General features: G+C 70.9%; 15 protein-coding genes. 9 read left to right on the top strand and 6 right to left on the bottom strand.

Annotated elements, in window-relative coordinates:
* Nucleotides 1-120: 120 nt before the first annotated feature.
* The 4 genes from E9232_RS05550 to E9232_RS05535 are packed head-to-tail and all read left to right on the top strand — an operon-like array spanning nucleotide 121 to nucleotide 5,148.
* On the top strand, nucleotides 121-2,274 hold the full coding sequence (locus E9232_RS05550) for a thiamine pyrophosphate-dependent enzyme (protein WP_309792616.1): 2,154 nt from the start codon (nucleotides 121-123) through the stop codon (nucleotides 2,272-2,274).
* On the top strand, nucleotides 2,271-3,869 hold the full coding sequence (locus tag E9232_RS05545; protein WP_309792615.1) for an indolepyruvate oxidoreductase subunit beta family protein: 1,599 nt from the start codon (nucleotides 2,271-2,273) through the stop codon (nucleotides 3,867-3,869). The genes E9232_RS05550 and E9232_RS05545 overlap by 4 nt, the downstream gene beginning before the upstream one ends.
* Nucleotides 3,866-4,384 (top strand): MarR family winged helix-turn-helix transcriptional regulator, encoded by a 519-nt coding sequence (locus tag E9232_RS05540; RefSeq protein ID WP_309792614.1) that lies wholly within the window; start codon nucleotides 3,866-3,868, stop codon nucleotides 4,382-4,384. The genes E9232_RS05545 and E9232_RS05540 overlap by 4 nt, the downstream gene beginning before the upstream one ends.
* A 38-nt stretch (nucleotides 4,385-4,422) precedes the next feature.
* Nucleotides 4,423-5,148 carry a DUF72 domain-containing protein gene (locus tag E9232_RS05535; RefSeq protein ID WP_309792613.1) on the top strand — a complete coding sequence of 242 codons (726 nt, stop codon included), beginning with the start codon at nucleotides 4,423-4,425 and terminating at the stop codon, nucleotides 5,146-5,148.
* Here the strand turns inward: E9232_RS05535 and E9232_RS05530 are convergent.
* Together E9232_RS05530 and E9232_RS05525 are read right to left on the bottom strand one after the other, a co-directional pair.
* Nucleotides 5,129-5,818 carry a class GN sortase gene (locus tag E9232_RS05530; protein ID WP_309792612.1) on the bottom strand — a complete coding sequence of 230 codons (690 nt, stop codon included), beginning with the start codon at nucleotides 5,816-5,818 and terminating at the stop codon, nucleotides 5,129-5,131. The two genes, E9232_RS05535 and E9232_RS05530, sit on opposite strands and share 20 nt — an antisense overlap.
* Nucleotides 5,815-8,073, bottom strand: coding sequence for a marine proteobacterial sortase target protein (locus E9232_RS05525; protein WP_309792611.1), 2,259 nt, complete (start codon nucleotides 8,071-8,073; stop codon nucleotides 5,815-5,817). Before E9232_RS05525 ends, E9232_RS05530 begins: the two co-directional genes overlap by 4 nt.
* A 183-nt stretch (nucleotides 8,074-8,256) precedes the next feature.
* Here E9232_RS05525 and E9232_RS05520 point away from each other — a divergent pair, with 183 nt between their 5' ends.
* The gene (locus E9232_RS05520) at nucleotides 8,257-9,051 is read left to right on the top strand and encodes a helix-turn-helix domain-containing protein (protein WP_309792610.1); all 795 of its coding nucleotides are present in this window, start codon (nucleotides 8,257-8,259) and stop codon (nucleotides 9,049-9,051) included.
* A gap of 7 nt (nucleotides 9,052-9,058) precedes the next feature.
* On the opposite strand, the gene E9232_RS05515 is transcribed toward E9232_RS05520, so the two are convergent.
* The gene (locus E9232_RS05515) at nucleotides 9,059-9,412 is read right to left on the bottom strand and encodes a hypothetical protein (RefSeq protein ID WP_309792609.1); all 354 of its coding nucleotides are present in this window, start codon (nucleotides 9,410-9,412) and stop codon (nucleotides 9,059-9,061) included.
* Nucleotides 9,413-9,548: 136 nt separating this feature from the next.
* On the opposite strand from E9232_RS05515, the gene E9232_RS05510 reads away from it, so the two are divergent.
* Together E9232_RS05510 and E9232_RS05505 are read left to right on the top strand one after the other, a co-directional pair.
* Nucleotides 9,549-10,421, top strand: a complete 873-nt coding sequence (locus tag E9232_RS05510) for a sigma-70 family RNA polymerase sigma factor (RefSeq protein WP_309792607.1) — start codon at nucleotides 9,549-9,551, stop codon at nucleotides 10,419-10,421.
* A 106-nt stretch (nucleotides 10,422-10,527) separates the two neighbouring features.
* Nucleotides 10,528-13,707 (top strand): UvrD-helicase domain-containing protein, encoded by a 3,180-nt coding sequence (locus E9232_RS05505; protein WP_309792606.1) that lies wholly within the window; start codon nucleotides 10,528-10,530, stop codon nucleotides 13,705-13,707.
* A gap of 43 nt (nucleotides 13,708-13,750) precedes the next feature.
* Here the strand turns inward: E9232_RS05505 and E9232_RS05500 are convergent, their stop codons facing one another.
* Nucleotides 13,751-15,091, bottom strand: coding sequence for a YcaO-like family protein (locus E9232_RS05500; RefSeq protein WP_309792605.1), 1,341 nt, complete (start codon nucleotides 15,089-15,091; stop codon nucleotides 13,751-13,753).
* Between the two features lie 153 nt (nucleotides 15,092-15,244).
* Here E9232_RS05500 and E9232_RS05495 point away from each other — a divergent pair, with 153 nt between their 5' ends.
* Nucleotides 15,245-16,183 carry a DMT family transporter gene (locus E9232_RS05495; protein ID WP_309792604.1) on the top strand — a complete coding sequence of 313 codons (939 nt, stop codon included), beginning with the start codon at nucleotides 15,245-15,247 and terminating at the stop codon, nucleotides 16,181-16,183.
* 225 nt (nucleotides 16,184-16,408) lie between these two features.
* Nucleotides 16,409-18,493: an AfsR/SARP family transcriptional regulator gene (locus E9232_RS05490; RefSeq protein WP_309792603.1), complete on the top strand. Its 2,085-nt coding sequence runs from the start codon at nucleotides 16,409-16,411 to the stop codon at nucleotides 18,491-18,493.
* Here E9232_RS05490 and E9232_RS05485 read toward each other — a convergent pair.
* Entirely contained in the window at nucleotides 18,455-18,850 is a 396-nt protein-coding gene (locus E9232_RS05485) for a hypothetical protein (protein ID WP_309792602.1), read from the bottom strand. The two genes, E9232_RS05490 and E9232_RS05485, sit on opposite strands and share 39 nt — an antisense overlap.
* A gap of 59 nt (nucleotides 18,851-18,909) precedes the next feature.
* Nucleotides 18,910-20,637 (bottom strand): peroxidase family protein, encoded by a 1,728-nt coding sequence (locus E9232_RS05480; RefSeq protein ID WP_309792601.1) that lies wholly within the window; start codon nucleotides 20,635-20,637, stop codon nucleotides 18,910-18,912.
* Nucleotides 20,638-20,667: the final 30 nt, after the last annotated feature.

Here is a 20,667-nt window from a genome sequence, read left to right as displayed (position 1 = left end):
ACGGCGCCTCGCTTCAGGAGAAACATGCATTTGCAGATATATTGATTTCGATGCGGACGGCGCGCCGCACCCGGCCGGAGAGCCGGGGCGGCCGGCGCCGGTCCTCTGGGGGGCTAAACTATGGCCGAACGGTCATTTGCGCGGGAGGTCGAGGATCTCAAGCTCGGCCAGGGCCAGGTGTTCCGCGGCGAGGGCATCCTCGCCATCACCAAGGCACTGCTGCAGTCCGGCGTGTCCTATGTCGGCGGCTACCAGGGCGCGCCGATCTCGCATCTGATGGATGTGCTGGCCGACGCCAAGGACGTGCTCGACGACCTCGGCGTCCATTTCGAATCCTCGGCGTCGGAGGCGGCGGCCGCGGCCATGCTGTCGGCCTCGGTGATGTATCCGGTGCGCGGCGCCGTGACCTGGAAGTCGACCGCCGGCACCAATGTCGCCTCGGACGCCCTGTCCAACCTGGCCTCGGGCGGCGTCACCGGCGGCGCGCTGATCGTGATCGGCGAGGATTACGGCGAAGGCTCCTCGATCATGCAGGAGCGCAGCCACGCCTTCGCGATGAAGTCGCAGATCTGGCTGCTCGACCCGCGGCCGAACCTGGAGTCGATCGTGCGGGCGGTCGAACAGGGTTTCGAGCTGTCCGAGGCGTCGAACACGCCCGTGATGCTGGAGGTGCGCATCCGCACCTGCCATGTCCACGGCCAGTTCGCGGCCAAGGACAACCGACGGCCCGCCACCACGCTGCGCCAGGCGCTGGAGAACCCGAAGCGCGACACCAGCCGGATCGTGCTGCCGCCCGCCTCGTTCCTGCATGAGAAGGAGAAGCTGGAGCGGCGCTGGCCGGCCGCGGTCGAATACATCAAGGCGCACAAGCTGAACGAGGTCTTCGGCCCGGCGCAGGGCGATGTCGGCATCATCCTGCAGGGCGGCATGTTCAACAACGTGCTGCGCGCGCTGCAACTGCTGGGCCTGGCCGATGTCTACGGCAACTCGGCGGTGCCGCTCTACGTGCTCAACGTCACCTATCCCCTGATCGACGAGGAGGTGGCGGAGTTCTGCGAAGGCAAGAAGGCGGTGCTGATGGTGGAGGAGGGGGCGCCGGAGTTCATCGAGCAGGCGCTGAACACCCTGCTGCGCCGCCGCGACATCCAGACCCGGATCGCCGGCAAGGACATGCTGCCGATGGGCGGCGAATACACCGCGCCGGTCCTGGTCAAGGGCATCGCCGGCTTCCTGGAGCTGCATGACCCGGTGCTGCTGGGCAACCGGCCGCCGCTGCCCGACCCGTCACCGGTGCTGAACCACCCGAAGGTCAAGGCGCTGGCCGAGGTGGTGCCGGCGCGGCCGCCCGGCTTCTGCACCGGCTGCCCGGAACGGCCGATCTTCGCCGCGATGAAGCTGGTGGAGAAGGAACTGGGGCCGCACCACGTCTCGGCCGATATCGGCTGCCACCTGTTCTCGATCCTGCCGCCGTTCAACATCGGCGCCACCACCATGGGCTATGGCCTGGGTCCGGCCTCCGCCTCGGCCTTCAACGTCGAATCCGACAAGCGGTCGATCTCGGTGATGGGCGATGGCGGCTTCTGGCACAACGGCCTGGCCAGCTCGGTCGGCAACGCCGTGTTCAACAAGCAGGACGGCGTCATCCTGGTGGTCGACAACTACTACTCCGCCGCCACCGGCGGGCAGGACATCCTGTCCTCGCGCGCCGACAACCCCGGCCGGGCCACCCAGAACTCGATCGTCGACGCGGTGAAGGGCGTCGGCGCCAGATGGGTCCGGCACATCGACCGCACCTACGACGTCGCCCGCATGCGCGACACGCTGCGCGAAGCGCTGACCACCGCGGCCAAGGGGCCGAAGATCATCGTCGCCTCCTCGGAATGCATGCTGAACAAGCAGCGCCGGGTGAAGCCGGCCCTGGCCAAGGCGGTGCAGGAAGGCAAGCGGGTGGTGAAGCAGCGCTTCGGCGTCGACGAGGATGTCTGCACCGGCGACCATGCCTGCATCCGCCTGTCCGGCTGCCCCTCGCTGTCGGTCAAGCAGACCGACGACCCGCTGAAGGACGACCCGGTCGCGGCGATCGACGACAGCTGCGTCGGCTGCGGCAATTGCGGCGAGGTGTCAGAGGCAGCGGTGCTGTGCCCGTCCTTCTACCGCGCCGACATCATCCAGAACCCGACCTGGTTCGACCGCACCCTGGCCAAAATCCGCGGCGCCGTGATCGGCGCGCTGCAGCGGCGCCGGGCGCGGCATCGCCTGGCGTTCGACGTATGAGCGGCGCCGAGACCAAGGCCCGGCTGTCGACCGACAAGCCGCTGTCGGTGGCGATCCTGGCGATGGGCGGGCAGGGCGGCGGCGTGCTGGCCGACTGGATCGTAGCACTCGCCGAACAGCAGGGCTGGGTGGCGCAGTCCAGCTCCGTCCCCGGCGTGGCCCAGCGCACCGGCGCCACCATCTACTATCTCGAGCTGCTGCCGGCGAAGGACGGGCAGGCGCCCGTCCTGTCGCTGATGCCGACCCCCGGCGACGTCGACATCGTCATCGCCGCCGAGCTGATGGAGGCCGGCCGGTCGGTGCTGCGCGGGCTGGTGACGCCGGATAAGACGGTCCTGGTGGCCTCGACCCATCGGTCCTATGCGGTGGTGGAGAAGCAGGCCCCGGGCGACGGCATCGGCGATCCCGTCACGGTGATCGACGCCACCGAATTCGCCGCCCGCCGCACCATCGCCTTCGACATGCAGGCGGTGGCCGAGAAGGCCGGCAGCGTGGTCTCGGCCGTGCTGTTCGGCGCCCTGGCGGCGGCCGAGGCGCTGCCCTTCGACCGTGCCGCCTTCGAGGCCGCGGTGAGGGCCGGCGGCAAGGGCGTCGAGCCCAGCCTGCGTGCCTTCGCCGCCGGCTTCGCCCGCGCCGTCGAGGCCCCGCACGAACCGGTGGCCAAGGCCCCGGCGAAGCGCCTGCCGGGCCTGCCCGGGCCGACCGGCCATGCCGAGCTCGACCGGCTGGTCGGGCGGATCCGGGACGAGCTGCCGCCGGCGGCCCATGCCATGGCCTTCGCCGGCATCCGCCAGCTGGTCGACTTCCAGGACCCGGCCTATGCCGCCGCCTATCTGGACGAGCTCCGCCGCTTGCGGGCGGCTGATGAGACTGCCGGCGGCGCGGCCCGCGACTTCGCCTTCCTGCAGGCCTGCGCCAAGTATCTCGCCGTGGCCCTGGCCTATGACGATGTCATCCGCGTCGCCGACCTGAAGACCCGCGGCAGCCGCTTCGACCGGGTGAAGGCCGAAGTCGGCTTCAAGCCCGGCCAGGTCGTCACCACCACCGAATTCATGCATCCGCGCTTCGAGGAGGTGGCCGGCACCCTGCCGCGGCGGCTCGGCCTCTGGCTCGAACGCCATCCCGGCGTGTTCCGCACCTTCGGGCCCCGGCTCGACCGCGGCCGGCGGGTGCGCACCGGCACGATCGGCTGGTTCCTGGCGCTGTACCTGCTGGGCGGCCTGCGCCGCATCCGCCGCTCCACCCTGCGCCACGCCCGCGAGATGGCGCATCTCCAGGCCTGGCTGGCCACGGCCGAGGCGGCGCTGGCCCGGGACTACGAGCTGGCGGTCGAGATCGTCGGCTGCCGACGGCTGGTGAAGGGCTATTCCGACACCCATGCCCGCGGCGCCTCGAAATTCGACCGGGTGCTGGCGGCCCTGCCCATGCTGCAGGGCCGGGCAGACGCGGCGGCGTGGCTGGGGCGGCTGAAGCAGGCGGCGCTGCTGGACGAGGAGGGTACCGCCCTGGACGGCGCGCTGAAGACCATCGCCAGCTTCGCCGGCGAGGCGGCTCCTGCCGGCTTCGCCGGCGACGCCGGGGGGAGGGCGGCTTGACCGGGCCGCGCGACAGCACCGGCGTCCTGCACCGCCCCGATCCCGGTCCGGACAAGGGCGCGGCGCGCCCGACCATGGGCGAGATCGGGCTGAACCACTTCGCGCCCTATCTGATGAACCGGGTGATCGCGCGCTGGAACGCCAACCTGGCCGAGGCGCTGAAGGGCCACGACGTCAGCACGGCAAAGATGCGGGTGCTGGCGGTGCTCAGCGTCACCGGCGGGTTGACCATCAACGAGCTGTCGGTGTTCGCGGTCACCGAGCCCTCGACCATGAGCCGCACCCTCGACGCCATGGAGGGGCAGGGGCTGATCCGACGCGAGCAGCGGGCCGGCGACCTCCGGGTGCGCGAGATCTCGATCACCGAGGAGGGGCGGCGCCTGTTCGACCTGCTGTGGCCAACGATGCACGACATGTTCGGCCAGATGTTCGAAGGCGTCGGCGAGGCCGAGTACCAGGGTTTCATCGCTACCCTGCGCAAGGTTCTGCTCAACATCCGCCAGCATCAGATCTGAGGGCGGGCCGGAATCCGTCCAGGCGCGTTACCCTTGAGATGACAGAAGCACCAACCTTCATCGGCACGGCGGGGTGGAGCGTGCCGTCGCGCTACGCCGACCGGTTTCCGGCCGAGGGCTCGCATCTCGAGCGCTATGCGCAGCGGCTGAACGCGGTCGAGATCAACACCTCCTTCTACCGCCCGCATCGCCGGACCACCTATGAGCGCTGGGCGGCCAGCGTGCCCGAGGATTTCCGCTTCGCGGTGAAGCTGCCGCGGACCCTCACCCATGAGCGCCGGCTGGTGGATGGCGAGGACCTGATCGACCGTTTCGCGGCCGAGGTCGGAGGGCTGGGCGCGAAGCTCGGGGGCCTGCTGGTCCAGCTGCCGCCCAGCCTGCCGTTCAAGGCCGATGCGGTCGGGGCCTTCTTCACCGCCCTGCGTCGCCGAATCGATGCGCCGACGGCCTGCGAGCCGCGCCACCCCAGCTGGTTCGTGCCGGAAGCGGAGGCGCGGCTTGCGGCGTTGGAGGTCGCCCGGGTCGCCGCCGACCCGCCCCGTGCCGCAGGGGCGGACCAACCGGGCGGCTGGGGCGGGCTGGTCTATTATCGGCTGCACGGATCGCCGCAAATCTACGTCTCGGACTACGACGACACCTTGCTTGCCACGATGCGGCGGCGGCTGGCCGGGCATCGCCAAGCGGGCATCCCCGCCTGGTGCATTTTCGACAACACCGCGGCCTTCGCCGCGCTGGGCAACGCGCTCACGGTCGCGGGCCGGTAGCCGCCTCCGCTACCGCGTTCGGGGCCGGATTCACCGCCTCCGCCTCCACCAGGTAGCGGTAGGGGCCCGGGGTGGTGGCGTTGAACGGCCAGCAGGTGGCCAGCACCAGGTTGCGGCCGGGGGCCTGGGGATCGATGCCCGAGACGTCCCAGGTCGCCACCCGCGTGCCGGTCACCCGGAAGGCCACGCGGCGGCCGTCGCGGCGGGTGACATCGATCTCGTCGCCGACCTTCACATCCGCCAGGAAGCGGAAATGGGTGTCGCGATGGGCGGCATAGACGGCGGTGCCGGGTTCGCCGGCCTCCGGCGTGTCCTCGACATGGCCGGGGCCGAAGGCCAGGGCCTGGCCGCTGCTGCCGGCCAGGGCGATGGCGCTCTTCTCCAGCCGCGGTAGGTCGATCCGCGCCACCGGCCAGGTGTCGGCCCAGGGCCAGGGCTTGGCCGCCTCGCCGGTCGCCAGGGTCTCGGCGAAGGCGCGGTCGAGCAGGAACTGGGCCAGCGTCGCCTTGGCGTGGATCCAGACGCCCTGGCCGGCCAGGCCCAGCCCGGCCAGGATCAGCAGCAGGGCGATGACCCGCAGCCGGGGCCGGCCCCGCGGGCGCGGCTGGCGCTGCGGCCGGGCCTGGCGCTGCCCGGCCAGGGGGTGGGACAGCGGCAGGGTCGCGCTCATGCCCGGCCTCCCGTCGACCGGCGGCTGAACCGGAAGACGGCCAGGCCGGCGAGCAGCAGCAGGGCGCCGGCCAGGATCCGCAGTTCGGCATCGGTCGCGGTCACCGGCAGCACGACCTCCTCGACCGGCGTCGGCTTGTGGGCCGCCGCGGGTTCGGTGGACCGGGCCGCGGCGGGCAGCAGCAGCGCGGCCTCGCGGAACTCGGCGGGCGGCGAAGCCTTGTCCGCGCCGAACACCTTTTCGAAATCCCAGCCCGAGGGCAGGTTCAGCGGGATGTCGCTGCGGCTCAGCGGTGCCCCGTCCGGCCGGCGCGGGGTCTTGTCGACCGCGACCAGGCTGGTCAGCCGGGTCACCAGGCGGTGCTGCAGCGCCAGGGCCAGGATGCGTTCGTCGGCCTGCTCCGGCGTGATCTGGCGCAGGGTCTGCGCCACCTCGGCGTCGGCGATCTTGCGCCGGGCCCACAGCTTCGACAGCCCGGCGCCTTCGGCCGCCTGCGCCACCGGCAGGGTGACGGTCCAGGGCCGGTCGCCGATCATGCCCTTGATCTCGATGGTGCCGGACAGCGTGGCAAGCTTCGCCGCCAGCACCACCGGCTCGCCGCGATACAGGTCGGGCAGGCTCTCCGGCGTCACATCCGCGTCGCCGGCCGAGACCCGGGCCGACAGGTTGGTGACGACGGGGCTCTCCAGCTTCTCGAACAGGCTGCGCATCCGCTCCTCGACCTGCTCGGTCGACCCGATCTGGGTGAAGGTGCCGCGGCCCAGCTCGGCGGCGCGGTTCATCAGGTAGGAGTTGGGGGCCGAGCCGATGCCGACCATGAACACGCGCGACCGGCCGCGCAGAGCGCTGATGGTGTCGAACAGCTGCTGCTCGTCGCCGATCGCGCCATCGGTCAGGAACACCACCTGGCGCAGCCGGGCCGCCCCATCGGTGCTGCGATCGGCCAGGGCCGCCCGCATCGCCGGCACCATCTCGGTGCCGCCCGACGCCTGCAGGCCCGAGACGAAGCCGCGGGCGGTGCCGATATGCTCGGCGTCGGCCGGCACCGCGTCCGGGAACAGCACGTCCAGCGTGTCGTCGAAGCGCACCACGTTGAAGCGGTCGGCGGGGGACAGCCGGCCGAGGGCGTAGAGCAGGCTGGCCTTGGCCTGGGCCATCGAGGTGCCGCCCATCGAGCCGGAATTGTCGATGACGAAGACGACGTCGCGCGGCCGCTTGTCCTCCGCCTGGGCCAGGGCCGGCGGGGTGACGAAGGCCAGCAGGTAGTCGTCGCCGGCCACGGTCTCACGGAACAGCCCGACCGAGGGCGCGGTGCCGGCGGCCGGCGTCCAGCTCAGCTCGAAATCGCGGTTGGCGGGCACCGGGCCCTTCATCCGGATGACGCGGCTGTCCGGGCCTGGCGCATCGATGTCGACGGCATGGTTGGCGCTGACCACCTCGCCCAGCGGGAAGCCGGCCTGCAACCGCACCGTCAGCGTCACCGGGTTCAGCGGAGCGCTGCGGCGCGGATCCGCCACCGGCGGGGTGATGCGGTCGCGGTCCGGCACCGGGTCGGCGGTCCGGCCCCAGCCGTTGCCGCCGGGCGCAAGGTCGACCGTCTGCGCCACCGGCGCCGGGCTGTAGCGCGGCGCCACCACCAGCGGCACGCGCAGCGAGAACGCGCTGCCCGACTGGTGCACGCTCTCCTGGTACTCGATCTGGATCATCACGGTCTCGCCCGGGCCGACATTGGCGACCGAGGTGGTGAACAGGTTCGGCCGCTCCTCCTCGACCAGGCCGGCGGTCTGGCCGGCCTGCTTCGCCGCCTCATAGGTCCGGCGCGCCTCCTCGCGGGCGGCGATGTCGCCGGTGATGACGCGATCGCCGACCACCATCTTCAGCGTGTCGACCGCCCCGTCCTCCGGCAGCGGATAGACGTAGACGGCCTCGACCCAGCCATCGGTCGGGTTCTGGAACAGCTGGGTGACGCGGGCCCGCGCCGTCGGGCCGCTGACCGTCAGGTCGACATCGGTGCCCAGGCGCGGCGCCTCGACATAGCGGCCCTTCTCGGTGGCGCGGAACAGCAGCGAGCCGGATTGCATCTCACCCGGTGTCACCAGGCTGGGCCCGATCTCGGCCCGCGCCGGGTGCCCTGCGACCAGCAGCGTCGCCACCGCCAGCAGGACAGACAGCAGCAGCAGCGGTGCGGCGTGGCCGAACAGGGCCTGGAAAGACGGCCACAGACCTGTGGTCGTCGCTTGCGTCGTTGGTGCCATGAAACCCTCCTGAACCCCTGTCCTCCTCCCCGGAGGCCGTGGTCTTTTGTCGGTCCGGCGGGCTTTGTCCGGCCACGGTGATGATCCGGCTTGTTCGGCAGGGCGTGGTCGGGATAGGTCTTGCTCCGCACCGTGCTGTGCGGATCGGTGCGGATTTGTCCGGAGGAGGGCGGTTTGGTCGGCTTGTCGACGCACGCGGCGGACCACGAGCTGTCGGAGGAGCAGAGCCACGCCGTCGCCGCCCTGGTGCGGGAGGAGCTGGCGCGCCGCCGCATCTCGCGCCAGTTCCTGGCCGACCAGGCGAAGATCAGCATCTCGACGCTGGAGAAGGCGCTGTCCGGACGCCGGCCCTTCACCCTGGCCACGCTGATCCGGCTGGAGGAGGCGCTGGGCGTCAAGCTGCGGCACGCCGAGCCGCGCCCGGCCGCCCCCGTCGCCGCCGTGCCGCCGCCCCCGCCGGTCGGGGTGGCGCCGGCGGATCTCGGCTATTATGTGCGGCCGGCGGTGTCCTGGATCGAAGGCGTGTACCTGACGCTGCGGCCGTCCTTCGGCGACCGCAGCGCGATCTACGCCTACCGCACCGAGGTGTTCTGGGACGATGCGGCCTCGCACCTGTCGTTCCGGGAATCCGAGCGGGTCGACGCCGCCTTCACCCAGCACGGCGCGATCTCGATCCCGAACCAGTCCGGCCACATCTACCTGGTCACCAACACCCATGGGCAGTACCGGCTGGCGATCGTCGGCCGCCCGACCATCGCCGGCGAGATGCACGGCATCCTGACCACGCTGCAGGCCGGGCCGGGATCGCAGCTGACGCCGGTGGCGGCGCCGATCGTGTTCGTGCCGATGGCAGCGGCGGGCGCGGCGGAATTCGGCCGCATCTCCGCCGGCCACGCCTGCCATCCGCGCTACCGCGACTATCTCCGGCGCACGGTGGAGGAGCCGTTCGCGCGGTTCCTGCCGATCGTGGGCGACTGAGGGCTGTCTAGTCCGAGATCAGGCCATAGGATTCGAGTAGCTGCAGGCCGAGCCGCTGCGGCTCCGGCGGCGCCACGCAGCGCGCGCTCACATCCCGGCCATAGGCCTTGAAGCTGGGCAGCTCGGTCAGGGCGGCGGCGTCGTCGGCCCGGGTGTTGACGAACAGGTGCATCCATTCGTCCCCGTCGCGGAACAGCAGGTAGGCGATGCCGTCCGGCCGCACGGCCCGCAGCTCGGCGAACACCGCCCGGGCCAGGGCCTCGTTCTCGGCGGCGTGCTCCGGCCTGGTCGTGTAGCGCACCAAAGTCAGCCTCTGCATGGTCTGGTCCTTCCGTCGGGCGGCGCGCAGGATGCGCGCCATCGGGTCCAGGACGCCCGGGCGGGCCGGAAGGATTCCCGCCGGAACTATTTTCGCGGCGGCGCATCCTTCGGCCGATGTCCGGCGTCTCAGGGCCGGGGCTCCGTCACCCGGCGGAGCCGAACGGGAAGGGGCGGGCATGCCCGATGGAAGCTCGGAGGCCTTCGGCCGGCTGATGGCGGAGCTGCGGCCGCGCCTGCATCGCTACTGCGCCCGCATGGTCGGATCGGCGATCGACGGCGAGGATGTGGTGCAGGAGGCGCTGGCCAAGGCGGCGGAGGCGTTCCCGGCCGCCGGGCCGATCGAACGGCCGGACAGCTGGCTGTTCCGCATCGCCCACAACGCGGCGCTCGACGCCCTGCGGCGCCGCCGACGGCGGGCGGAGATCGGGTCCGATGTCGCTCTGGCCGGGCTGGCGGAAGCCGGTGCCGGCGCCGATGCCCAGGTGGCGGCGACCGCCAGCCTGGCGACCCTGCTGCACCTGCCCGTGGCGCAGCGGTCGAGCTTGGTGCTGATCGACGTGCTCGGCCATTCCCTGGTTGAGACGGCCGACATCCTCGGCCTCAGCGTCCCTGCGGTGAAGGCGGCGCTGCACCGTGCCCGTGTCCGGCTGAAGGGGCTCGCCGACGCCCCCGAGGCGCCGGCACCTGTGCTGGCGGTGGCGGATCGGGCCCGGCTGCGCGCTTACGCCGACCGGTTCAACGCCCGCGACTTCGAAGCCCTGCGCGACCTGCTGGCCGAGGATGTGCGGCTCGAGCTGGTCAATCGAACCCGCCTGGCTGGTCGGGAGGTCTCGACCTATTTCGGCCGCTACGCCGCGGTCTCCGACTGGCATCTCTCGCCCGGCCTGGCGGAAGGCCGTCCGGCGCTGCTGGTCGGCGATCCGGCCGATCCAGCGGGCGCCGTCCGCTATGTGATCCTGCTCGGCTGGGCCGATGGGCGGATCGCGACGATCCGCGACTTCCGCCATGCGGCCTATGCGACCGAGGGCATGGTCCTGTCGCGTCTCTAGACCGAACCTCCGCCCACCGGCGTTTGCGGTCATCGGCCTCCGTCCTATGATCGTCGGAGCGGCGCCCGAGTCTCGCCTCGGCGGGCGCGGGAGAGACGGGGTCCCGATGCGCTTTCACGCCGATCTGCACGTCCATTCCAAGCATTCGCGGGCGACCAGCCGCGACCTCGACCTCGAGCACCTGGCCCATTGGGCGGCGCGCAAGGGCATTGGCGTGGTCGGCACCGGCGACTGCGTCCACCCGGTCTGGCTGGCCGAGCTGAAGGACAAGCTGGTGCCGGACACGCCCGGCCTGTTCCGCCTGCGACCGGATCTCGAAGCCGCGGTGATGGCGACGCTGCCGGCGCCGTGCCGCACCCCGGTTCGGTTCATGCTGTCGACCGAGATCTCGACCATCTACAAGAAGGGCGACCGCACCCGGAAGATCCACCACCTGATCTACGGGCCGGATTTCGCGACGATCGACCGGCTGCAGGCCAGCCTGGCGCGGATCGGCAACATCGCCTCGGACGGGCGGCCGATCCTGGGCCTCGATTCCCGAGACCTGCTGGAGGTCACGCTGGCCTCCGGCCCGGATGCCTATCTGGTGCCGGCCCATATCTGGACGCCGTGGTTCGCGGCGCTGGGGTCGCAATCCGGCTTCGATTCCATCGCCGACTGCTACGGCGACCTGTCCGACCACATCTTTGCGGTCGAGACCGGCCTGTCCTCCGACCCGGCGATGAACTGGCGGGTGTCGTTCCTCGACCGCTACCGCCTGACCTCGAACTCCGACGCGCATTCGCCGGGCAAGCTGGGGCGCGAGGCGACGGCCTTCGACTGCGACCCGGACTACCACGCCATCCGCCGGGCGCTGGAGACCGGCGACGGCTATGTCGGCACGGTCGAGTTCTTCCCGGAGGAGGGCAAGTACCACGCCGACGGCCACCGCAAATGCGAGGTGCGGCTGAGCCCGCAGGAGACGCTGGCGCTGGGCGGTCGCTGCCCGGTCTGCGGCCAGCCCTTGACCATCGGCGTGTCGCACCGGATCGACCGCCTGGCCGACCGCACCGAAGCGGAGGCGTTGCCGCCAGCCACGGCGGGCGAGGTCACCAGCCTGGTGCCGCTACCGGAAATCCTGTCCGAGCTGCTGTCGAGCGGCCCGGCCACCAAGGCGGTGGAGCGCAGCTACGACCGCGTGATCGGCACGCTGGGGTCGGAGCTGTCGATCCTGGGCGAGATGCCGGTCGAGGACATCGCCCGCGCGGAGTCCGAGCTGCTGGCCGAGGCGGTGACCCGGCTGCGCCGCGGCCAGGTGATCCGCGACGCCGGCTATGACGGCGAATACGGCGTGATCCGCCTGTTCGAGCCGCAGGAGCTGAAGAGCCGCACCGCGGGAGGGTTGCTGTTCGACCTGCCGCAGTTGCGGGCGACGCCCTCGTCCCAACCCATACCCCGTTATCCCCGCGAAAGCGGGGATCTCCTGGCGGCTGAATCGGAGGAAGATTCCCGCTTTCGCGGGAATGACGATGAAGGGAAGGGAGCAGAGGTTCCAAGCGTCCCCAGCGCAACGACCTTGGCCCCCGGCCTTCTCGACCGCCTCGACCCCAACCAGCGCGCCGCTGCGGCGATGGTGGATGGGCCGCTGCTGATCGTCGCGGGGCCGGGCTCGGGCAAGACCCGCACCCTGACCCATCGCATCGCCCATCTCGTCGCCGACCACGGTGTGGCGCCCGCAGCCTGCCTCGCCATCACCTTCACCCGCCGGGCGGCGGCGGAGATGCGGGAGCGGCTGGAGGCGCTGCTGCCCGGGCGGGCCGGGCGGATGCCGATCCACACCTTCCATTCGCTCGGCCTCGCCATCCTGCGCGAGCATGGCGAGGCGGCGGGGCTGCACCGCGACTTCAAGGTGGCGGGCGAGGCCGAGCGGACCGCGCTGCTGGTCGAAGTGCTGGATCTCTCGCAGCGCAAGGCAGAGCGGCTGCTGCGCGCGATCTCGCGGACCAAGCGGACCGGCGCGGCCACCGATCTCGATGCCGCCGAGGCCCTGGCGCGCTACGATGAGGCGCTGGGCCTGCGCAACTGGATCGATTTCGACGACCTGATCGGCAAGCCGATCGCGGCGCTAGAGGCCGATCCCGGCCTGGTCGCGCTGTATCGCGACCGCTTCCGCCACGTCTCGGTCGACGAGTTCCAGGATGTCGACGACAGCCAGGTGCGGCTGCTGTCGCTGCTGGTGCCGCCGGGCGGTAATCTCTGCGTCATCGGCGATCCGGACCAGGCGATCTACGGCTTCCGCGGCGCCGACGCCTCCTGTTTCGACCGCTTCCACCACGACCATCCCGGAGCCGCGGTGGCCCGGCTGAAGCGCAACTACCGGTCGACCGGCACCATCGTCACCGCCGCCTCCCGCTTCATCGGCGCCGACGGGCGCGTCGAGCCGGCCGCCGAGATCGTCCGCGCCATGCAGGACCGCATCTCCGCCCATGCCGCGCCCAGCGACAAGGCCGAGGCCGAGTTCGTGGTGGCGGAGGTCGAGGCGCTGCTGGGCGGCCACAGCTTCTTCTCGATCGACAGCGGCCGGTCGGACGGCACGGCCCGCGGCGAGATCGGCTTCGCCGATATCGCGGTGCTGTACCGCACCGATGCCCAGGCCGATGTCGTGGCCGAAGCGCTGGCCCGTGCCGGCATGCCGTTCAAGCGCAGCTCGCTGGCCCCGCTGGCCGAGGACCCGGCGGTGCGGGCGCTGCTCGCGGCGCTGGAGCAGGAGGCGGAGGAGGCGGACCTGCCGCAGCAGCTGCAGCGGGCGGCGGAGCGGCTGCGGCACGAGGGCGCCGACCCGGCCTCGGCCACCGCCGCGCTGCAGCGGCTGGCGCTGATCGCGGCGCGGCTGGATGAGCGGGAGGCCGACCGCGCCGGCTTCCTGGCCGCAGTGGCGTTGGCGACCGAGGCGGATTTCTGGGACCCGCGCGCCGACCGGATCTCGCTGCTGACCCTGCACGCTGCCAAGGGGCTGGAATTCCCGGTGGTGTTCGTGCTGGGGCTGGAGGACGGGGTGCTGCCGCTGCGCTTCGGCGAATCCGACCCGGCGGCGGTGGCCGAGGAGCGGCGGCTGTTCTATGTCGGCATGACCCGGGCGATGGACCGGCTGTTCCTGTGCCGGGCCCGCGAGCGGCGCTGGCGTGGCGGCATGGTCCGGTTCGAGCCGTCGCCCTTCCTCGGCGAGATCGAGGCCGAGCTGCTGGCCCATCGCCGCACCGATCCGGCGCCACGACGCGCGCCCGACCGGCAGTTGACCCTGTTCTAGGCGTATGTTGGGTTCGCAAGGGCGAACCCAACCTACGATGCACTCAATGCAGTGACAGCCGGGGCACGCCCTCCGCCACGCCGCTGCGGCGCATGGCCGCCCGCAGGCGCGGCGTGATCGCGTCGGACGGGTCCAGCTGCAGCCCGGGGACCACGACCTTGGCGACCGGGATCCCGAACTCGGCGCGGGTCAGATCGGCGAAGCGGGCCTGGAAGCCGGCGGCCTGAAGGCGGCTCACGACCCAGTCGACGGCCTCGGCGGGATCGAGTTCATCTGTCGCGGGATGCCGCCGCGGGCCCAGGGCCGAATGCAGCAGCGGCTGCGTGTCCGGCAGGATCTCGGCCCCGCGCCGCAACTGCTCGATCTCCTGCTCGCTCAGCTCATGGTCCGGGTTGGCGTGCCGCTTCACGTCGATCAGGTGATAGCCCAGCTCGTACTGGCACATCTCCCGGATGGCGGAGCCGGCGGCCCGGTCCGGCGACAGGGCTGCGGCCAGGCCGCAGGCGATCCGCCGGCCGTCGCGGTTGACCGACAGCGCGGCGACGCAAGGGATGCCGATCTCGGTGGTGACGTCGAGCAGCCAGGTCGCACGGCGGTCCGAGCCGCGCCGGATCTCGCGCAGCAGCTCCGACGCCTGCAGCGACGCGATGCCGTCCAGCGGCAGGACGGCGGCGGGTTGCCCGCCATGCCACCACAGTGCCGCCGCGTCGCGCTCGACCAGCTCCAGCAGGCCGCGCAGCACCGCCTCCTCCAGCGTCGGGGCGGCGGCGCAGCCGATGCTGAGCGGCGCGGCGGCGCGGGCGGCATCGGGCGAGGACGGGCGGCGCAGGCACAGATCGGCCGGCAGGATGGTCGCGGCCCCGTCGCCCAGCCGGCGGGCGGGCAGCCAGGGCAGCGTTGCCAGCGATGAGGCGTCGTCCAGGCACAGCGAGGCCGCCAGCGCCGATCGTTCGGCTGGGGTGAAGCCTTCGAGCATGGCCGGGTCGGGGCGGGCGAGGGCCTCGTCGCCGCGCTCGAGTTGCGAGGCGTATTCCACGGCCTCTCCGACGCTGGCCTCGAAGGCGCGGCCGGGTTCCAGCGCCGCCCCGATGGTGCTGACCGGGGCCGCCTCGCCATCCCGGCCGTCGATGGCGCGGGCATCGAACATCCCCAGGAAGAACAGCAGCCCGGGCGCATCGGGGCCGCGATAGGGCAGCAGCGTGCCCATCCGCGCCGCGAAACGCAGCAGCCCGGCCCGGTTGTCGATCTCCGCGGGCGAAAGCTGGTCCCGGGCATAGCCCAGCGAGGCCAGGAACTGCGCAGCCTCCGGCGACGACCCGGCATCGCCGCCGGCCAGGGCCTCGGCTGCCTCCAGATAGGGCGGGCCGTTCCATCCGTTCCGCACGCAGGCACTCCCTCGAAACCACCACGCCGATGCCGCAATTCGCCACGGACGGTCCGCGGCCGGGCGCGATTAAACCGCAATCGGACGCTACCTCAAAAGGGTTCCCGTGCCGGTGGTTGCGAGGTCTTCCGGCCTCTGTGGAGGTGTCATCCCATGTCGACCTCTCGCCGCCAGATCCGAGGCGTGCTGTTCTACGCGCTCGGCGTCGGCGCCTTCGCCACCATGGACGCCTTCGCCCGGCATCTGAGCCGGGGCTATCCGATCGTCGAGATCGTCCTGCTGCGTGCCGTGCTCGGCTACCTGCCGATCCTGGTTCAGTACCAGCTGGGCGCGACCAGGGGCCGGCGCGCGGTCCGGTCGCAGGCGCCGGGGCTGCAGCTGCTGCGCGGCGGGTTGATGCTGGCCGCCTCCGCGACCTTCTTCCTCAGCCTGTCGCAGCTGTCGCTGGCCGATGCGACGGCGATCTCCCTGATCGCGCCGCTTCTGATGGTGCTGTTCGGCGTCTACGTCCTGCGCGAGCCGTCGAGCAGGGAGATGTATGTGGCGATCGCCATCGCCCTGGTCGGGGGCCTGCTGATCGTCCGCCCCTATGCCGACAGCCTGAGCCTCTATGCCGTGGCGGCGCTGGCGTCGGCGGTATTCTATGCGCTCGCCGCCGTCGCCACGCGGAGGCTGGGACAGTCGGATCCCGCGATCGTGACCGCGCTGTGGGGCAACACCACCATGCTGGTGGTCGCGGCCGCCCTGGTGATTCCGACCGGGTGGGTGTGGCCGACGGCGGGCGACTGGTGGCCGATCCTGGGCATGGGGCTGGCCGGGGGCGTCGCCAACATCCTGTATATCGCGGGCTTGCGGATGAGCCGGGTCTCGGAGGTCGCGGTGATCGACTACACGATCTTCGCTTGGGCCGCGGCCTTCAGCGTCCTGGTCTTCCAGGAGACCCTCTCCGTCGCCGGGCTGGTCGGGGCCGGCCTCATCGCGGCCAGCGGCGCCTACAGAGCATTCGGGAAGTGGCGCAGATCCGGGAGGCCGGCGGTGCTGGCGTGGCCCCGCCGGACCCCGGTCCGGCGGCTGCGAGTGTCCGCACCATAGCAAGACGGCAACCGCCTGTGGCCCGATGGCGGCGGTCATCGGGCCTGCGGCTGTTTGCCCGCCCTTGGGAGGCCCAAGGACAGGAAAACAACAGGCGGCATCCGCGGCAGGATCGTGGTATCGATCTGCATCAAGTTTGTTGCGGTTTAGTGCCATTTTGAGACATGAAGTCGCGCATTGGCGCGTGTCCGTGGGCGGGTGATGGAAATACAGCCGATAGGACCCTTGAGCGACGCCCGGGTGAGCCTGACCACGCTGGGCCAGGTCTCGCTTCGTGCCGACGGCGCGCCGATCACCATCGCGAACCGCAAGTCCCAGGCGCTCCTGGCCTATCTGGCGACCACCCTGCACGGCCGCGAAAGCCGTGAGCGCACGGCGGGGCTGCTGTGGAGCGAGTATGAGGAGGAGAAGGCCCGCGCCTCGCTGCGCCAGACCATCGCCGACCTGCGTCGCGCCGTCGCCACCCACGGCTCGTCCTTCTTCTCGGCTGACCGCCTGACCATCAATGTCGACCTCAGCCAGCTGCATGTCGACTGCCTCGCCATCCTGAGGGATCTCGAGGCCGGCAACATTCCCGCGGTGCTGCTGTCGGAGAAGCGCTTGCCGGACAGCTTCCTGGCCGGGCTCGACGACATCGACCCGGCCTTCCGCGCTTGGTTGCTGGTGCAGCGCCAGATCCTGCAGGAGCGGTTTCTGCGCGAGCTCGAAGACCGGCTGCCGACCACGTCCGACCCGCGCGTGGTCAAGCGCATCGGCACCGCCATCGTCAACCTGGACCCGACCCATGAGGTCGGCTGCCGCGCCGTGATCGAGGCCTGCGCCCGCCTCGGCGACATGGGCGGGGCTCTGCGCGCCTATCGCGAGCTGTGGGACCTGCTGGACCAGGAATTCGGCATGGAGCCGTCGCAGGAGACCCTGGACCTGATCCTGCGGGTCAAGGGCGGGGAGTTCGGCGACGCGAAGGGCGCGGCGCAGGCGGTCAGCGTCCCGGGCGAAACCTCGGCGCCGGTCCCTGCGCCCGTCTCGTCGATGTCCCTGCCGGCGGCCCTGGCCAGCCGCGGCCAGGCCATCGTGGTCACCGATTTCGACACCACGGACATCGCCCAGGACCACCAGGGCATGGCTCGGGCGTTCCGGCACGAACTCATCGCCTCGCTAGTCCGGTTCCGCGGCTGGAGCATCATCGACGGCAGCGAATCCGTGGCCCTGGCCCAGGTGCCGAACGCCTTTCGTATCGATGGCACCGCCCTGGAGGACGAGTCCGGAACCCGCTTCATCCTGACACTCAAGGATGCCGCGGATGGGCGCTTCATCTGGAGCGAGCGCTTCACCATCGTCGAGCATGGCTGGCGGCCGGCGCAGCAGCGCATCATCCGCCGTATCGCCGGCGCCCTCGACATCAACCTGTCGACCGAGCGGCTGACGCAGATTTCCGGCAGCCCGGAGCTGTCGCTGGCGCACCATGACCGCTGGCTGCGCGGACACGCGATGATGCTGCAGTGGCGGCCCCAGGACGAGGCGCGCGCCGAATCGATCTTCCGGTCGTTGGTCGAGGAGGCGCCGAGCTTCGCGCCGGCCTATACGAGCCTGTCGCAGATCCTCAACTCGCGCCATCTGATCTTCCCCGGGACGCTCCGGACGGCGGCCTGGCACCAGGAGGCGCTGCAATTCGCCAAGATGGCGGTCCAGCTCGACCCGCTCGACACGCGCTCGCATCTCTGCCTGGCCTGGGCCTACGCGATGAGCTCGCATTTCGACAAGGCGCCGCTCAGCTACCAGCTCGCCCTGGATCTCAATCCCAACGACCCCCTGACCCTGGCGTCCTCGTCCCTCGGCTTCGCCTATTGCGGCGACGTGGCCCAGGCTGCGGCGACCGCCGACATGGCGCTGGACCTCGGCCTGGGCATCTCGCGGTTGCATTGGGGCTATCAGGCCGGCGTGCGCTTCATCCTCGGCGACTATGACGGGGCGATCGCCGCCGCGGAGAATGCCGGCGATGTTCTCTACTATCTCGGCGGCTGGAAGGCGGCCGCCCATGCGCTTGCCGGCGACCGCGAAGCAGCCCGGACCGAAGGCGCGCGCTTCGTCGAGATGGTCCAAGGCTCCTGGTTCGGCGAACCCGAGCCGGACGAGACGGTGATCGCGAACTGGCTGCTGCATTGCTTTCCGATCGCCGACCGCAAGGTCTGGGAGGCTTTGCGAAGCGGGCTCGCCATCGCCGGCCTGGTTGCCAGGCAGGCGATGGACGCCCCGTTCACACCGGCGCTGCGGTCAGCGGCAGCCTCGAATCGTGTAATCCGAGATGCGTGAGTAGTAGAACTCGATATTGTCGAACGGCTTCTCGCCGGTCAGCATGTCGAGATAGAAATGCGGCGGGTCGTAGGACGCGACGCCCGGGTTTTCCTTGGCCTGCTTCTTGGCCCGCGCTTCCGATTCCGAGACCTGGCGGTTGGGCGGCAGGCGCAGGATGAAGTGGTGGTCGTCGCCCTGGCAGATCTCCAGCGTCTCGTAGCGCTCGGGAATGTCGACCAGCCCCTTCAGCTGCTGGCGGAACTCCGCCATGTCGGCCGGCCGCGTCTCCGGCTTCTGGGCCCACAGCACGACCTTCCGGCCGGCCGCTTCGTAGTCCAGAATCTTCATCGGCTTCAGTTCGTCTTTAGTCGGCATGAACGTCCCCTCCTGGTGGTCATCGGACGCCCCCGGCGGGGGCGCGGCGATCGGGTGGATCAGATGAAAGGCGGCTCGACGGATTCGAGCTTGAGCGCCTTGGCGATGAAGGTGATCAGCCCGCTCATCGTCCCCGGCACGGTGCTGCCGAACACGTGCCTCACCGCCTGGTCGGTGGTGATGCCGGCCACCGGGTCGATGCCGTCCTCGATCAGGTCGCGCGACTGCTCCAGCGACCCGGCGAAGGCGTCGGCAACGATGATCGAGCCCAGCGTGCCGAAGCTCTTGCCGTCGGTCTCGTGCGCCGCCTCGAACAGCAGGTAGAACAGCAGCGGCGGGTCCTGGGCGATGGCGTCGCGCTCATCGGCGGTGAACGCGACCGTGGTGCCGGCGTCCAGCCAGGCGCGCAGCGTGGCGGTGCGGTGCTCGCGGTCGGCCAGCAGCGGCGACTGGTCCAGCACCGCGGCCGGCAGCAGCTCGGCCAGGGAGTTGACGGTGCGCAGGCCGCTCAGCGAGCCGCGGACGAGGTCGCGGTACAGCAGTCCCGACAGGTTGGTGTCCCAGCTGCCGTCCTGGGTGCCCGGCACATAGACGTTCCGGAACAGGGTGTCCTTCTGCATGATCGGGTTGAAGGACGGGCCGATGCGGCGGCTGAGCTGCGGCCGGGATCCGTCGATCGAGAAGAAGCGTGACCATTCGGCGACCCAGATGTCGCGGATCGGCGTCTCGCGCGGGCGGCGGGCAGACGAGGTCGCGATCACGTCGGCGACGCCTTCGAGGTCGGTCTGCCGGCTCATCCGGTAGCTCATGCGCACCATGGCATGGCCCAGGCGGTAGGCGGCGTCGCAGAACTCGATCGGCAGCCGGCCGTCGGGGGTGTCAGCCAGCGGCCGCGGCCGGTCCTGGTTGTACAGCGCCCAGACCTGCGGCCGGATCAGCCGCGGCAGCAGGTCGTGCACCACGATGCCGCGAAACACCGCCGCCGTGATCTGCCGCGCCAGGCCGAAGCGCGAGAAGCTCAGCAGCTCGGTCGCGGCGCTGACCTCGGCCGGGAACGGGTTGCGGTCGCGCAGGATGTCGATGACGGCGTTGTGGAACATCAGGAACAGCGTGGTGACCTGGGACAGGTTCACGTTGTCGTCGTTGCGCGGATCGGTCAGCAGCGTGTCGGCGGCGCCTTCGTTCACCGCATCGCTCAGCCCCTCGATCCGGGCGCGCGGGATGTCGCGCGCGGTGTGCACCGGGCAGGCCGGGTTGGGGCGGTGGGTCTGGGTGATCCTAATATGGCCGAGGCGCAGCTTCTCGCGGCATTCACCAGGCGCCGCCGGGATCTCGTAGCTGATCGGATCGTCGGTCGGGCCACGGCCATAGACCGTGTCCAGCACCAGGGGGCGGGCCCGCAGGTTGACGCGCGGCAGGTTGCCGTTCGCCAGGTTGATGGCGGTCATGGCGCCATAGACGATGTCATGGCCGGCAAGCTGGGCGAAATAGGTGTAGCCGGCCGGAATCCTGGGATTGTCTGGCGACTCGTCATGCGCCTTGGCGTCGTCGTAGCGGTGCGGCTCGTTCATCCGCCGGATCAGCTTGCCGATCAGCATCTGCGCCGCCAGCGGCTCCTCCGCCCGGCTGTGGATCTCGTCCGCCGATGGCGGCGTGACCGACCCGAAATTGCGGAAGCCCTCGGTCGTGGCCGCCTGCATCGTCACGCCGGTCATCCCGCCCGAGCCGGGCCGCTTCCGGTCCTGCCCCGAGAAGAACGGGCAGTCCAACCCCCCATGTTGCGCCATTATCCGACCCTTCTTGTCACCGCTTCATGC

This window comes from Inquilinus ginsengisoli (assembly GCF_031453975.1).
Lineage (GTDB): Bacteria > Pseudomonadota > Alphaproteobacteria > DSM-16000 > Inquilinaceae > Inquilinus > Inquilinus ginsengisoli_A.
This window is presented reverse-complemented; position numbering and strand designations above follow the sequence as displayed.